This window comes from Phormidium sp. FACHB-592 (assembly GCF_014695795.1).
In the GTDB taxonomy this organism is placed as follows: domain Bacteria; phylum Cyanobacteriota; class Cyanobacteriia; order Leptolyngbyales; family Leptolyngbyaceae; genus Stenomitos.
Genome location: NZ_JACJOZ010000033.1, coordinates 25,615 through 38,630, shown reverse-complemented (window position 1 = coordinate 38,630; position 13,016 = coordinate 25,615). Strand labels below are relative to the sequence as shown.

The following is a 13,016-nucleotide window of genomic DNA, read 5'->3' as shown; positions in this document are numbered from 1 at the left end:
CAGTGCTGCAAGACATCGCGCTGCGGTACTCCAGGAGCCGCCCAGACCAAACCAACGCTGACCGTAATTTCTCGTCCGTGAACCTGCCAAAGTGCGGGAAAGCGATCGAACCAGTCAACGCATTCTCTGGCAGCTAAAGCTGGTTCAGGATGGTTGCGGTAAAGCACGCCCAGAAAGTCATCTCCACCCGCGTAAATGATTCGTCCACCACCCTCTGGCAGAGAAGACCGCAGCGTGTTACCACCCCAATTAATCATGGCTTGGCTAAAATCGTGCAAGGCAACCGCTTCAGGTTCGCCAGTTTCCACCAACCCCTTGAGATATTCTCCAATGCGATCGCCGTCACCCTGAAACCAACCTGTCCAGCGGCGTTCTTCCGGTCTGTCTCGGTGGCGATTAATGTCTCTGAAACTGAGGGGAATTTCAACACTGGGACGATCGTTCGCTTGAAGGTTAAGCCGCTCTGCGATCGCATCGAGGGTAATCAGTCGCTTAATTAGTTCGAGGATGCTGAGCCGTTCATTGGCAGCAATAATGGCTTCGCTAAAGGCTCGGCTCAATGCCTGACAGAAGACACTGATTTGCTCAGTCTGCTGAGACAGATGCAATTGTTTGGGGTCAACTTTGTCTGCCATGCCATACCAGGCAATGGCATCGGCACCAGAAAGAGTAGAACTCTCGCCCACCCAGTTGATACCAGACCAGCCCCGCGATCGCTTCTTTTCATTTAAGCGTCTGCGAACATCCCCAATGCGATCGGGCAATGCGTCATCGTTTTTATGAGTCTGTGCCCAGAAGAATTCCCAGGTGTGGTTGCTCCAGGCATTCCAGGCGCGTTGCCAGCGATAGGGTTGGAAGTCTGGCAAGCGTGTCTCAATTTCATCACGGCAGGCTTCAACAACATCTGTCCAGGCTTTTTCAAAGACTGCTCTGGCGACTGCTTCGGGGAAATTGCCCCGGATAATGATTTGGTTGGGCGTACCTTGCGTCAAGTTGATCAGTGCAGGGGAAATAACAGGCTCAGGGTTTGTTTGACGATCGTACAGTTGTTGATGTGCCGCATCGCAGAGGGCACGTGCGAGGTAGGAAAGGATGAAGGAACTGCCATACAGGTCGCGCAGCTTACGAGATTTCTCAATAAAGCCCTGGACAGGCGCAAAAGTGATCGCGGTGTAACAGCTTACGTCGTCAGGCATCATGAAAGCTCAGCAAGGAAACGGCTTTGAACGTATCTTAACAGCGGTTAGAAGAGGGGTCTTCCAGCAACACGCTAGAAAAGTATGGAGCGATGTTCACTCTAAGGAGGTTCCCCTCACAGCCCATGCCCTCGCTCTAGAGTGCCCAAGCAATAAGACAAAACCTTTCCCAAATTGACTGATTTTCTCCTAGCTAGCAGAAAAAGTGCAGCGCGTTTTAATTGGACGAACGCATTAGGGCACAGTATTCGTTACGCACTTCCACACATTTTGGCTTTCCCGATGCTCACCCCCAAACGCCAGCCGAAGCTTGAAGGCATTTTCGCACCCCGATCGCCCCTTGAGTTTGTGGGGTTTGCCCTTGTCACAGGGATGCTGGGGTTACTGTCATCGGGTAATCTCATTGGGCTAGTTTTTGTGCCGCTATTTGCGATCGCCTGGTGGTCTTTTGACCATTGGCGCAGCAAAAAGCTTGCCTCAGCCACCTCCTATTCGATTGCCAAAGAGCCTCCCTGTCCTGCAAAGGGCTTGCTTTTGTTGCTCAGTTCCTATAGTCCTCGCAGTGCAGACCTGAACAACCCAGCGGTGCTCAACCCCCTCATTGAGCGCATTCTCCATGCCGATGCGCCGACAGAAGCAGATTTTGCTGCCATTAACCTGCTTGGTTCTAACCTGTTGCCGCAAATTAAGGCGGTAGAGTATCACGCTCAAGGGGGAAAGTTGCGCGATGTCTGGTGCCTTGCCACCGAAACCTACGAGACGGTTAAAGGATCAGATGTTGCCGCCATCCTTTTAGAAAAGTACCTGCGTTTACAGTACGGCACGCAGCAATTTGACATTCATCGCAGCCCGGACTTAACGGTGCGGGAGTATGACTATGCCCGCCTCTGGCACATTGTGGAAGCTGTCTTCCGGCAGTCTGGGTATAAGGATGACATGCTGCTGGCAGACATTACTGGGGGCAACAAAATGATGAGTGTGGCGATCGCGATGGCGTGTATTCCCCCCGGACGGCGAATGCAGTATATGGATACCCCACGAAATCGCTATGGCAATCCGTTGCGTCAGGGTGAGATGAGCCCAGTTGTCATTGACATCGACCCAATCCTCCATAGACAGAATGAGCATTGATTTAGCACTGACCAGAGATGGTGTCCTTGATCCCCTAGAGGAGTAATTAAGGCAAACAAGGCTTTGCTATAGTCTGATCACCCCCTATGAAGTTTCGCTGCTTGAACTTGGCTTCAGGTATGGCTCTCTGGAGAGAGCGTTTACCGATCACTCCAAATCGGATTAGTTGGAAGCGGCACAATAATCTGGCTGCCATCAATCCAGACTCGTTTACCGATCACTCCAAATCGGATTAGTTGAAAACGTTGAGCCATGCTTGGCACGGACTTGATCCATTGTTTAGGTTTACCGATGAACCCAAATCGGATTAGTTGAAAACTCTTCAGCGATACTATCAAGACACTTGTCAATAGTGTTTACCGATGAACCCAAATCGGATTAGTTGGAAACTTGGGGCTGGAAGTGGTGCTATTCCACACGCTCGCGCGTTTACCGATGAATCCAAATCGGATTAGTTGGAGACGTTTACGTTTTGACCATTGATACGCACGTTGGCAGCCCAGTTTACCGATGAACCCAAATCGGATTAGTTGAAAACCGCCACTTCTGCCATGAGGTTTGAGATCTGCCCTAGAGAGTTTACCGATGAACCCAAATCGGATTAGTTGAAAACATGAAGTAGCGTTCAGCAAACTCTTCCTCCGTTAATTCGTTTACCGATGAACCCAAATCGGATTAGTTGAAAACACCCAGAATTGATGATAGATCTGGCTATAAGACTCAGGTGTAGGGGTTTACCGATGAACCCAAATCGGATTAGTTGAAAACTTTTCGCTGCCGTTTTGGTCGTCTTGCGTGCTTGGCGCGTTTACCGATGAACCCAAATCGGATTAATTGGAAACGTTACGGCATTCTCTAGCTTCTGATAATATGCCTGTACAGTCTGAGTTTACCGATGAACCCAAATCGGATTAGTTGAAAACCAGAGTAATGGTAGAGTCATTCTCTACAGCGTCTACCATGAACGTTTACCGATGAACCCAAATCGGATTAGTTGAAAACGGATCACCTCCTTTGTGAGTGGAATGCCATACTCCTTTGGTTTACCGATGAACCCAAATCGGATTAGTTGAAAACCAAACGTAAACGTTCTGCTTGGACATGCCCAACGCTTGTTTACCGATGAACCCAAATCGGATTAGTTGAAAACTAAATCGCTAGCTGACCAACCCAAGCCTAAGCGCTCGAAGGTTTACCGATGAACCCAAATCGGATTAGTTGAAAACCTATAACCGTGTTCGGTAAAGTATTTATTCAACATTCCAGGTTTACCGATGAACCCAAATCGGATTAGTTGAAAACGAAGGTAAGTGTATGTGTGGATGACCGACTGGAATCGTTTACCGATGAACCCAAATCGGATTAGTTGAAAACCAAGATAAGCAACCAATCCACCTAGACTCGAAACAACCTTAGGTTTACCGATGAACCCAAATCGGATTAGTTGAAAACTTATCTGTAATATAGAAAACTAAACCATTGTCGATGTGGTTTACCGATGAACCCAAATCGGATTAGTTGAAAACGCATCGCAAGCACTCCTTGCTTTTTCGACATCAACTTGTACGTTTACCGATGAACCCAAATCGGATTAGTTGAAAACTCTTTCCATTCCTCAGTACGAATGACCTTTTCCAGAGGTTTACCGATGAACCCAAATCGGATTAGTTGAAAACTACTTCCCCCGAAGGAAGAAGTACATTGAATTGCCATTCACCTGTTTACCGATGAACCCAAATCGGATTAGTTGAAAACTAGGCAAGCGTCCCAAGCTGTTTTGCTACTTGCTTGTGTTTACCGATGAACCCAAATCGGATTAGTTGAAAACCTGAGACAGGCTCGCGCTCTATGTGTTTTTTAATTGAGGTGGTTTACCGATGAACCCAAATCGGATTAGTTGAAAACAACTTTGAGCCGTAATCATACCAGTCATATGGCGTACTGGCGTTTACCGATGAACCCAAATCGGATTAGTTGAAAACCGTCCTAAAACCTTGCGATAAGCTTCTGCAAGATCCACCATACGTTTACCGATGAACCCAAATCGGATTAGTTGAAAACATTTCTAAGATGGCTTGCCAGTCATCTCTATTAGAAGGATCATTTTACCGATGAACCCAAATCGGATTAGTTGAAAACACCTCCTGATGCCCGACAACAACTGTTTCAGTCTGCGTGTTTACCGATGAACTCAAATCGGATTAGTTGAAAACTCTGCCTTAAGTTCTGGGTACTTGCGCTGAATAACTCGTGTCTCGACGGTTTACCGATTACCCCAAATCGGATTAGTTGAAAACTCTGCAATGTCACCAAATGGGATCGTTACCTCATTCTCTACGTTTACCGATTACCCCAAATCGGATTAGTTGAAAACTCGCCATCAGCGCGATCGGTTAGTTCTCCGAATTGTTGATAGTTTACCGATTACCCCAAATCGGATTAGTTGAAAACTCAGGCAGCTTAATCTTTGCTTTAAGGTTGACCGAGTTTACCGATGAACCCAAATTGGATTAGTTGAAAACCAGTCTGATACCTTCCCTCGCCAGACATTGATGCCTGGTCGCCCGTTTACCGATGAACCCAAATCGGATTAGTTGGAAATGTTGCTTTACCAACACCTGTTTTGCCCCAGTACCAAAAGCAGGAGTTTACCGATTACTCCAAATCGGATTAGTTGGAAACTGATAATGGGTAAAGACAACTGAACCATCATCTTGGTGAGTTTACCGATTACCCCAAATCGAATTAGTTGGAAACCCTTTGGTGCTAGGAAGCCCTAGCCCGAATCAATCGCGGGTTTACCGATTACTCAAATCGGGTTAGTTGAAAACGTGCCAACGAAGAAGCCTACTTCTGTTTAACCTTCACGCTTACCGATTACTCAAATCGGGTTAGTTGGAAACGCATTTCCATATTGATAATCGACGGACTTGTACTTACGGAGATCGTTTACCGATTCCCCCAAATCGTATTAGTTGGAAAGCCTTGCTCTAAATGCAAACCTCCGAATTCTTTGAAACTCGGAGGTCTTTTGTTTGCAAAGTTCGCCAATAACCTCAAAGCGGATTGTTCTTACTGCGATCAATGGGGCATGGATGCGTGTCATTTGAGGGGCGATCGTGTACCACTACTGCCCTTCCACGTTTCTTTCAGTAGTACAATTGCTTCAGCTTTCCCAGACGCTTACCGATGCGACGAGATTCCATTTTTTATCAGTTGTTTCAACAGTCTCCCGCACTACTGTTTGAGCTACTCGACAACCCTCCAGCCAATGCCCAAGGCTATCGTTTTGATTCGGTTGCAGTCAAAGAACCCCGCTTTGAAATTGACGGCGTGTTCTTGCCACCAGAGTCTGACAGCCCCGGAGTAGTGTATTTCTGTGAGGTGCAATTCCAAAAGGACGAGCAACTTTACGAGCGCTTATTCGGCGAATCATTTTTGTACTTCTACCGCAACCGTGAGCGTTTCAGTGATTGGCAAGCCATCATCATCTATCCATCACAGACAACCGAACAAAGCTGCACGCTTCCCTATCAAGATTTGCTGTCAGGCGATCGAGTTCATCGTGTGTATCTGAACACACTCGGTGCGATCGATCAGTTGCCACTTGGCGTAGGGTTAATGGTCTTGACCACACTCCAAGAGCAGCAGGCAATGCAAGCCGCCCGAACGTTACTAGCGCGTGTACAGGAGTCATCACCGCCAGAACCTGGTCGTGCCATCATGGAATTGAAGCGATGTTAGGACTGAATTTGCAGCAAACGCGGTTTTATCAGGAAGCGAAGGAAGACGGGGAGCGTTTGATTATCCTGCGCCAGCTTACCCGTCAAGTGGGCGCTTTGCCAGAACCGATGCGATTGCAAATCGAAGCACTATCCATCAGCCAATTAGAAGCCTTAGGCGAAGCATTGCTAGATTTCTCCAGCCTGTCTGATTTAGAAACATGGCTAACGGAGCAAGGGCATTAGGCAATCAGGGTCAGGTGAAGCGGATCAGTCCTTGCACCGTCTCCAGTAAGGCGGTTGGTATTGCTCGGGGCTGTCCCTGCCTCCAGGGTCCACAGGTCGACTCTAGATAGGGTTCCCTGGTATGGATGGTTTCACATGGTTCCAACGTGCTATGCACCACAGCCAGCGGCGTGAGATTCCCCCGATCGCGACAAAATTCATGCCAGGGCGCGATCGCCTCTGGCTGCGAACTAATAATCAGGTAGTGAGAACACGCTTCCAGTATCGGTTGCTTTTCTGGTTGCACCATGCCGCCCACATCCACCAGCACCAGGCTTTTTTGCCTGCGTAACTGCAAAATCGCCTGGGCATGATAAGCAAAGAAGCGATCGGTCAACTGCCCACGATTGATCGCCTTCAACGCTTCGCGATCGTCGTCAGCAAATGCCGCTCCCAGTTCCAGAATGTAGTTGCCCTCGCCATCCCACTGCGCCCGTTGCAGATAAACATCTGGGGCATCCGGCAGCAATGACTGGAATAAGGCATGAGACAGTACACTTTTCCCGCTATCTGGCGGTCCCACCACTAACAGCGCGGGGCACAGGGCAGACGCAGCAGCACCACCAGGCAGTGACACTGGCAACACCTGACCAATGCTTGCGAGCCGAGAGTGCGTAGAGACCACGATCGCACCCAGTCGCGGGTCGTAACAGGCAACCCAAGCGGTCGGATGCAGTTCCTGCACCAGGTAGCTGTAAAGCCAAATGGGCGCACGCCCAGAGAGCACCACGCCGCCTGTGGTATCAATGCCAGGTGGTAATGCCAAGTTGCTCAAATCAGCGGGTGCAATGATGCGATCGCGCCGCGTCATGGCGATGGTCAACCACTGGTAGGGCAAGCCCTGCACCCTGTGCTGCTCACTTAACTGTAAACGGATGGCTGGTTCAGCTACCGCTTCCATCGGCGTTACTCTCCCTGCTGATGTCTCCGTGCTATTATCGCCTCGACCTTGAAGAGGGGAGTTCGAGCGTTGTCAGCCATTGGTTTTCTCTATCCGCCTAGCCCCTCCATTCTGCATTGGCTCAGTGCCGGACAATTGGCGAATCGGCTACAGCGGACTCTGCGCTTATGGGTCTTGCTGCACAGGCTCTATGGGGTACAGCCCCATTGGTCTACCTCCTTACCCCAGCCCTTTAGCTATCCCGATATACGCGAACGACTGTTTGCCGATAGCCACGGACGGTCTGACTCGCTTTCAGCCCAAGACCTAACAGCAACCTGCGCTGACCTAACCTGTCTCTGCCACAAAACCTTGCAAACCTGGCTGCATGAGGTCAGTCCCCGTCTAACGGCTTCGGAGTGGCTGACCGAAATGGCACAACTCACCGGACTGGCTACAACAGAACTGGAACAGCACCTCGATCAATGCCCCTTTGCCACCGTTCACCGCTCCCTGCGAGACGACCTCAAACTGTTGAGCCAGCAAGGTTGGCTGGAAGCACTCCCGCAGGGACGTTATCGTTGCGTCTCGACCGCTAAACTGCCATTACCGCCGCCACCTGCTGCATCGCTCACCGCTCACTCTGCCCTGTTCGCCTCCCTCTCCGCTGCTCAAACCTGGGAAATGCTGCGCGTTTTAGAGGCACTTGCCTTTGTGCAACCCAACCTGCAACTGGTGGTTCAGGCGCTGTGGGAACAGCTAACGGCGATCGATGCCCATCGCCTACGCGAAGAACCTAGTCAACGCATTTTCATCCATCTCGATTACATCCTCTCGGAAGCAATGCAGGAAAAAGTGGATGACTTCCAGGAACAGATCGAACAACTGTGGGGTACGCCCGATGGTGGCGTGATTCAATTTAAGACCTGGCTTGCCAGGGAAGAGCGTCAGGTGCCGGTCACAGTTTATCCGGTCTGTTTGCACTATGCGCGGCGGGCAAAATATCTGAGCGCTTATGGACTTGACCCTGAAGGCAAACTGGCTTGGCACAACTACAGGCTCGATCGCGTTGCGTCAAAAAAGCTGAAAGTTTTAGCCTGGGGCGATCCGGGGGTGCCCCAGGGGTTGAAAGAGCTGCGGCATGCTGGAGAGCTGCCCTCACCGGAAGCTGTCAAAGCAAAGTTGGACGAGGCGTGGGGGTTTAATTTCTACCTGCCGCGTCAACTGCTACTCTTGCGCTTCCCAGCCAAATTTGCCCATTGGTATGTAGACCATACCGTGCGCCACCCAACCTTTTGCCCAATCGCTTACAGCCACCTGCCGGATTTGGTTCGTCAGGAAATCACTGATCCCTTGGAGCAGCAGGAAACCTTGAAGTTAATCGCTCGCCGCTCTGCCAGCGATGCCTATTACGCTGTGTGGATTCGAGCCGGTGATATTAACGTCATGATGCGCTTGCGCGACTGGCGACCTAATGGCGAAGTTATTGCGCCCCTGTCGCTAAGACAAGACATTGCGAAGGAAGTAACCCAGGAGTTGGCACACTACAGCGATTAACCAAGCATGAGCCATTGCTTTTCTATGTGATTAGCCAGAAACCCTTATAGAATAAGAAGATTAGCCAAGTGAAGGCTGAGTACTAGGACTGTCTGTAGTAGTTCTGTGGATCCATGGTTGAAGAGCACCTATACCTGTTGCCTTCATGAACCGCCATCTTTGGTCAATCGCTGCTGCTGTTGGACTTGCCTCCATGACGCTCACTGCTTTGCGTGCCGAGGCTTTACCAGGGGAGTCTGATAGTGCTTGTTACATGACCACTGCGTCTGGGCAAGTGCTCGACCTGAGGCAATCGCTCTGTCGCACTTAGCCTGCCAGCCGTTTGACCCAAACACGTTCCTCCTACAGCCGTCCCGCTTCGTCTCGCTCGCACACGGGAGTTCGGTCTGTGGTGAAAAGGGTTAACGGTGACGACTACGGTGTATGCCTCGCCTGGCTATAACGCAACCATGCGCTCTGTTTATTCTGGGTACAATTATGGCTACAGCCCCGGTCACCGCACTCAAACGTCTTCATCGTCCGGGTATTGAAGCTCTGCCCCATTAATTCCAGAGCGCTTTGCCTGTCTTGGCTGAGTCAACGAGTTGTGCCGTACCAGTTTCGATTACATCTGGAGCTTCCCCGATTTTGAAGTCGTTGAGGAAGAGGTTGATCGCCGCTTCTTTGGAGGCAAACCTTGTGCACATTGGGTGCTCTGGATGCTCCCACCAATACTCCATTTTGACCGTTGCTCTTTGCAGCGCCCGTTCTGGAGTCAGGTCAATGAAGATGTGTTCGCCAGGGTACGGTTGATAGTTGGGCAGGCAGCGATCGATCTGCCAATCAACGTGCTGCATCATCTTATTCCCAGCACGGTTGGAGACGCAGAAGGGTGTCACACCATCACGAGTGTTCCAAAGCCATTCCACTTTACTGCCGTCGTCAGTTGCATCTTTCATCAAGCAGAATGCTTCTCGATGGTTATGTTGTATTTGCCTGCATCCGCCGAGCCTATTGGCTGCTGCATAAAGCGCTGCTATGCTCTACTGCTTATCTATTGCGGTTAACTCAATTAATTTTGTTGATTAAGCAGATCGCGTCTCTCACGGCTTTTGCTCCAACATGTTTCACAACTGTTGAATTTTGAGCTTTTTGCAGGCGTTCAACCATTTCTACGTAAGCCAGCCATTTCCGCTGGAGCTTAATGGGGCTGCATTTGTGGCAGTAGGTTAAAAACTTGAAAGCGATTGCACCGGATGACTACCTAAGTACGGTTAGAACGGTAACGCCTTCTCGATCAAGTCGGCTGAAACCAGCACAAGCCAGTGGTAACCGTCGAAACTAAGGGCGATCGTGCCGAAGCCTAAAACGGACTGACTGTACTCCCACCAGCGGAAGCTGTAGAGAGCGCCATCCAACGAATCGTGCTTGTGAAAGAGGATAAGGGCGGTCGAAACCGCCCCGTTGCAGTTTGGTTGCATGGGGGCGATCCTCGCTAGAGAGCGTTTAACCGCTCTTCACCCCAACCTTGCTCCAAAGGAGTTTGCTGAGGGGTTTCACGGTTGAAGAGGCTGTTCGGATTAGCGCGGTAGCCCGCAAGGCGACCCTGACTGTATTCAGCGTTAGAGCAGAGTGCGTAATTTGTCCGTCCGTTGAGACCGTCGCGATAGCCTGCGTCGAATACCTGCAAGGGAGAGATTCGGCTTGTTCTGTGTTCAGTTAGAGGAACTGTTGATACCATTGCTTCAAGAACCTTTTCGAGGGTTTGTAATAAAGAGAGAAGGCGGTTACTTGCTTGCGAGGCGTGATCGTCTTCTCTCGTGTTTTTAATCTACTCTAAAACGTACAACATTATCAACAAATACATGATTGACATAATGTACAACACTGTCTAGTATGGACACAAGTTGATAAAGTCAAGGAAGTAAAACATGCTCACGACCCTTAGCCCGCCAGTCAACTTGGTTCCTCTTTCAAAGCTCAGACAAAATCTTTCTCGCTATCGCCGTCAAGTTCAGAACGGCGACATCGTTCCGATTGATTATTACAAAGACCGCATAGGCTACCTGGTTCCAATCGCAATCGCGGAAACCCTTAAATTTTCGTCTGAGCAGGAAATGGGGTTGATAGACCTTCGAGATAACCTCAACTCAGCTTGGGAGTCTCTTGAATCCGGGGTTGATTGTATTTGGCTGACCTATCACAACGAGAGGCGTTTAGCCTTTATCTCAGCTAGGGTCTATCAATACGAAGACGAAATAAAGCTGTAAGCCACGCTGGTAATACCGGGAAGATCACCATGTTTGAATGCCATATCAGCCTCACAATTCCGCTGCAACACAAGGAGCTTCCCGCTAACACGCCGCTCCAGATTGTCATAGCCCAATCTGAGTGTGACCCTGGCTTACGAGCTGGTGATGATGTTCTGGTTACGAACTGATAGCTAGGCAATGTACTGGATCAGCCGTTCACTTTTTCTACAAAAGTGACTGATCGCTTCAACGAAGTCGTACCGAAACCGTCTCAAGGCGGTCAAGCGCAAGACATATTCGAGCTGACAATTTGGCTAAAGGTAGGAGACAAAGAAACCTTTCCAAGATTGGCAGAAAATTTGAGAAATTGTCTTTTTGGCGAGTTTGGAGATTAAAGGCTTGGAGCAATCGATCAGCTTTCTGAACAGTTCGGAATCCAAGCTAGAAAACAATGACCAACCCCTGAAGCGCTGGGAATAGCGGACCACTACCGCCATAGTCTCCAAGTCAAGCATCGGCAGATGCTTCTGAGCCAAAGCAAGACTTTGTTCCCGCCTCATTAAAAAATTGCAGCAATAGTTCAAGAAGGAGGTTTTTAATGCAAAGAAGAGCATTGGCGATCGCACTTACCGCCTGCTTTAGCCCTATTGTTTTACCGCAGAACAGCCGCGCCCAAGTGGTTGAAACCTATGTAGGGGCAACCGCTTGTGCCGCGACTGTAGGATGTGGCGCGATCGTAGGTATCGTCTTTTTGGGAGGCGTTGGCTACTATATCCTTAACGCTAGAGGGCAGAAGTATCGGCTGCATCCAAACCAGATGGAGATCCACACGCAGCCTATCCCGCAGTCTGGTCCACGTCCAGAGATGCGATCGCAACAGGAGATCCACGGCGCTGTAAATCGGTCAGACTGCAACCAGATCGCGGCACGGTTCAAAAGGGCAGGGCGTAGGGTCAAGCTAGTCAGAACCTTGCCAAACGATGTTGGTGTGGGTGGAGTGCTGAAGTGGAAGTGTATCTTTGAAGGCGAAGACGCTATACCCGGCTGGTATAGCAATTAAAATACGGCAATTAGCAAAGGAGTAAAGCAGATGATCACAGTCTATGAAGTCATCGCCGATAGCCACATCGATCACGAAAGCAGCGAAAATTCGCAGCAAGTTGTTCGCGCTGACACAGTGCCCAGACTTGGCGACATGGTTTGCATGGGAAGTGCGCGTCAATGGCAAGTTGTTGAACTTCAAACTTACTCAAACGCTTCGCAGAGTATCACGTTGGCGCTAGTGCATCCGGCGGCAGAGCCTGTCCCTGATCGCTCCGATTGGGATCAAACCAAATGGCGCGACGATTACCCCAGCATCAGCTTAAACCTCAAGCTTATGCCCAACGGAGACGTGCAGTATTACGGCTCAAACATGGAGGGCAACCCACCAATGGGACGGCTATATGGCGGTGAGCCAACCGAGCATCCGACGCTGCTGAACCCCGTCCCACTAGCCTGGATGATTGACGCAGTTGAAACTTATCGGCCTTCAGGCAATCATAGTTACACTGCTATCCATGCCTGCTATGCTTTGCCCTGTGCGTTGCCGACGCTGGCGGAAGTTGCCTAACCGAGAAAGTCTAAGCGATGACCAGCAAGCCGAAGCGACACTTGATCGCACAGCCGCACAGCAGGAGATTAACACCAGGGAGAGCGCTGAATTAAGAGCGATTCTGCACGATCTCTATGGCAATGGAGGCGTTGCTGAATAAGAGTATGAAGCTAGGCTGGAACCCACAGAACCAAAAGCAAGCAGAGCTGAATCGGTGGGTGCAGAACTGATTGGCTTCCTTGGGCAAAAGCTTGATCTGTTGAACTCAAACATCGAGCGGCTGGCAAACACCCCTAGAGCACTGGCGTTCTATTCTCAAGCTCCAGTAGACGATTACGTAGACCATCAGAATCGCAATACTGGCAACCTGCTGAGGAGTTGAATAACACCGAGTAGCAAGACCTACAGAACTAGCACTAC

General features: G+C 50.0%; 15 protein-coding genes and 1 CRISPR repeat array. Of the genes, 10 read left to right on the top strand and 5 right to left on the bottom strand.

Annotated features, from left to right (window positions below):
- Positions 1 to 1,199, bottom strand: a 1,199-nt coding sequence (locus H6F86_RS08535) for a type III-B CRISPR-associated protein Cas10/Cmr2 (protein WP_190448058.1), incomplete at its 3' end; no start/stop codon positions are given.
- A gap of 279 nt (positions 1,200 to 1,478) precedes the next feature.
- On the opposite strand from H6F86_RS08535, the gene H6F86_RS08530 reads away from it, so the two are divergent.
- From H6F86_RS08530 to H6F86_RS32135, 3 genes are all read left to right on the top strand, one after another.
- A complete protein-coding gene (locus H6F86_RS08530; protein ID WP_190448056.1) occupies positions 1,479 to 2,327 on the top strand; it encodes a hypothetical protein in 849 nt (282 codons plus the stop codon).
- Between the two features lie 138 nt (positions 2,328 to 2,465).
- Positions 2,466 to 5,310: a CRISPR direct-repeat array (repeat unit 22 nt; unit sequence CCAAATCGGATTAGTTGAAAAC).
- 206 nt (positions 5,311 to 5,516) lie between these two features.
- The gene (locus H6F86_RS08525; RefSeq protein WP_242033434.1) at positions 5,517 to 6,071 is read left to right on the top strand and encodes an Rpn family recombination-promoting nuclease/putative transposase; all 555 of its coding nucleotides are present in this window, start codon (positions 5,517 to 5,519) and stop codon (positions 6,069 to 6,071) included.
- Positions 6,065 to 6,295: a DUF4351 domain-containing protein gene (locus H6F86_RS32135; RefSeq protein WP_242033433.1), complete on the top strand. Its 231-nt coding sequence runs from the start codon at positions 6,065 to 6,067 to the stop codon at positions 6,293 to 6,295. Before H6F86_RS08525 ends, H6F86_RS32135 begins: the two co-directional genes overlap by 7 nt.
- A 10-nt stretch (positions 6,296 to 6,305) precedes the next feature.
- Here H6F86_RS32135 and crn3 read toward each other — a convergent pair whose 3' ends face one another.
- Positions 6,306 to 7,235: a CRISPR-associated ring nuclease Crn3/Csx3 gene (crn3, locus tag H6F86_RS08520; RefSeq protein WP_190448054.1), complete on the bottom strand. Its 930-nt coding sequence runs from the start codon at positions 7,233 to 7,235 to the stop codon at positions 6,306 to 6,308.
- 69 nt (positions 7,236 to 7,304) lie between these two features.
- Between crn3 and H6F86_RS08515 the strand changes: the two genes are divergently transcribed.
- Together H6F86_RS08515 and H6F86_RS08510 are read left to right on the top strand one after the other, a co-directional pair.
- Positions 7,305 to 8,771, top strand: coding sequence for a TIGR03985 family CRISPR-associated protein (locus H6F86_RS08515; protein ID WP_199305164.1), 1,467 nt, complete (start codon positions 7,305 to 7,307; stop codon positions 8,769 to 8,771).
- A gap of 145 nt (positions 8,772 to 8,916) precedes the next feature.
- Positions 8,917 to 9,081: a hypothetical protein gene (locus H6F86_RS08510; protein WP_190448052.1), complete on the top strand. Its 165-nt coding sequence runs from the start codon at positions 8,917 to 8,919 to the stop codon at positions 9,079 to 9,081.
- Between the two features lie 232 nt (positions 9,082 to 9,313).
- Here H6F86_RS08510 and H6F86_RS08505 read toward each other — a convergent pair whose 3' ends face one another.
- The 3 genes from H6F86_RS08505 to H6F86_RS08495 all read right to left on the bottom strand — a co-directional run bounded on the left by H6F86_RS08505 (position 9,314) and on the right by H6F86_RS08495 (position 10,440).
- The gene (locus H6F86_RS08505) at positions 9,314 to 9,709 is read right to left on the bottom strand and encodes a hypothetical protein (protein ID WP_190448050.1); all 396 of its coding nucleotides are present in this window, start codon (positions 9,707 to 9,709) and stop codon (positions 9,314 to 9,316) included.
- Between the two features lie 315 nt (positions 9,710 to 10,024).
- Positions 10,025 to 10,231, bottom strand: coding sequence for a hypothetical protein (locus tag H6F86_RS08500; RefSeq protein ID WP_190448048.1), 207 nt, complete (start codon positions 10,229 to 10,231; stop codon positions 10,025 to 10,027).
- A 14-nt stretch (positions 10,232 to 10,245) separates the two neighbouring features.
- The gene (locus H6F86_RS08495; protein ID WP_190448046.1) at positions 10,246 to 10,440 is read right to left on the bottom strand and encodes a hypothetical protein; all 195 of its coding nucleotides are present in this window, start codon (positions 10,438 to 10,440) and stop codon (positions 10,246 to 10,248) included.
- Positions 10,441 to 10,681: 241 nt separating this feature from the next.
- Here H6F86_RS08495 and H6F86_RS08490 point away from each other — a divergent pair, with 241 nt between their 5' ends.
- The 5 genes from H6F86_RS08490 to H6F86_RS08470 all read left to right on the top strand — a co-directional run bounded on the left by H6F86_RS08490 (position 10,682) and on the right by H6F86_RS08470 (position 12,978).
- Positions 10,682 to 11,020, top strand: a complete 339-nt coding sequence (locus tag H6F86_RS08490; RefSeq protein ID WP_190448044.1) for a prevent-host-death family protein — start codon at positions 10,682 to 10,684, stop codon at positions 11,018 to 11,020.
- A gap of 580 nt (positions 11,021 to 11,600) precedes the next feature.
- Positions 11,601 to 12,062, top strand: a complete 462-nt coding sequence (locus H6F86_RS08485; RefSeq protein WP_190448042.1) for a hypothetical protein — start codon at positions 11,601 to 11,603, stop codon at positions 12,060 to 12,062.
- Positions 12,063 to 12,092: 30 nt separating this feature from the next.
- Positions 12,093 to 12,614: a hypothetical protein gene (locus H6F86_RS08480; RefSeq protein WP_190448040.1), complete on the top strand. Its 522-nt coding sequence runs from the start codon at positions 12,093 to 12,095 to the stop codon at positions 12,612 to 12,614.
- A complete protein-coding gene (locus H6F86_RS08475) occupies positions 12,607 to 12,756 on the top strand; it encodes a hypothetical protein (protein ID WP_190448039.1) in 150 nt (49 codons plus the stop codon). Before H6F86_RS08480 ends, H6F86_RS08475 begins: the two co-directional genes overlap by 8 nt.
- A 54-nt stretch (positions 12,757 to 12,810) precedes the next feature.
- Positions 12,811 to 12,978, top strand: a complete 168-nt coding sequence (locus tag H6F86_RS08470) for a hypothetical protein (RefSeq protein ID WP_190448037.1) — start codon at positions 12,811 to 12,813, stop codon at positions 12,976 to 12,978.
- Positions 12,979 to 13,016 lie beyond the last annotated feature (38 nt).

Coding starts and splice junctions, on each gene's coding strand:
- H6F86_RS08530 (WP_190448056.1), top strand. CDS start 1,479: ATGCTCACCCCCAAACGCCAGCCGAAGCTTGAAGGCATTTTCGCACCC.
- H6F86_RS08525 (WP_242033434.1), top strand. CDS start 5,517: ATGCGACGAGATTCCATTTTTTATCAGTTGTTTCAACAGTCTCCCGCA.
- H6F86_RS32135 (WP_242033433.1), top strand. CDS start 6,065: ATGTTAGGACTGAATTTGCAGCAAACGCGGTTTTATCAGGAAGCGAAG.
- crn3 (WP_190448054.1), bottom strand. CDS start 7,235: ATGGAAGCGGTAGCTGAACCAGCCATCCGTTTACAGTTAAGTGAGCAG.
- H6F86_RS08510 (WP_190448052.1), top strand. CDS start 8,917: ATGAACCGCCATCTTTGGTCAATCGCTGCTGCTGTTGGACTTGCCTCC.
- H6F86_RS08505 (WP_190448050.1), bottom strand. CDS start 9,709: ATGAAAGATGCAACTGACGACGGCAGTAAAGTGGAATGGCTTTGGAAC.
- H6F86_RS08500 (WP_190448048.1), bottom strand. CDS start 10,231: ATGCAACCAAACTGCAACGGGGCGGTTTCGACCGCCCTTATCCTCTTT.
- H6F86_RS08490 (WP_190448044.1), top strand. CDS start 10,682: ATGCTCACGACCCTTAGCCCGCCAGTCAACTTGGTTCCTCTTTCAAAG.
- H6F86_RS08485 (WP_190448042.1), top strand. CDS start 11,601: ATGCAAAGAAGAGCATTGGCGATCGCACTTACCGCCTGCTTTAGCCCT.
- H6F86_RS08480 (WP_190448040.1), top strand. CDS start 12,093: ATGATCACAGTCTATGAAGTCATCGCCGATAGCCACATCGATCACGAA.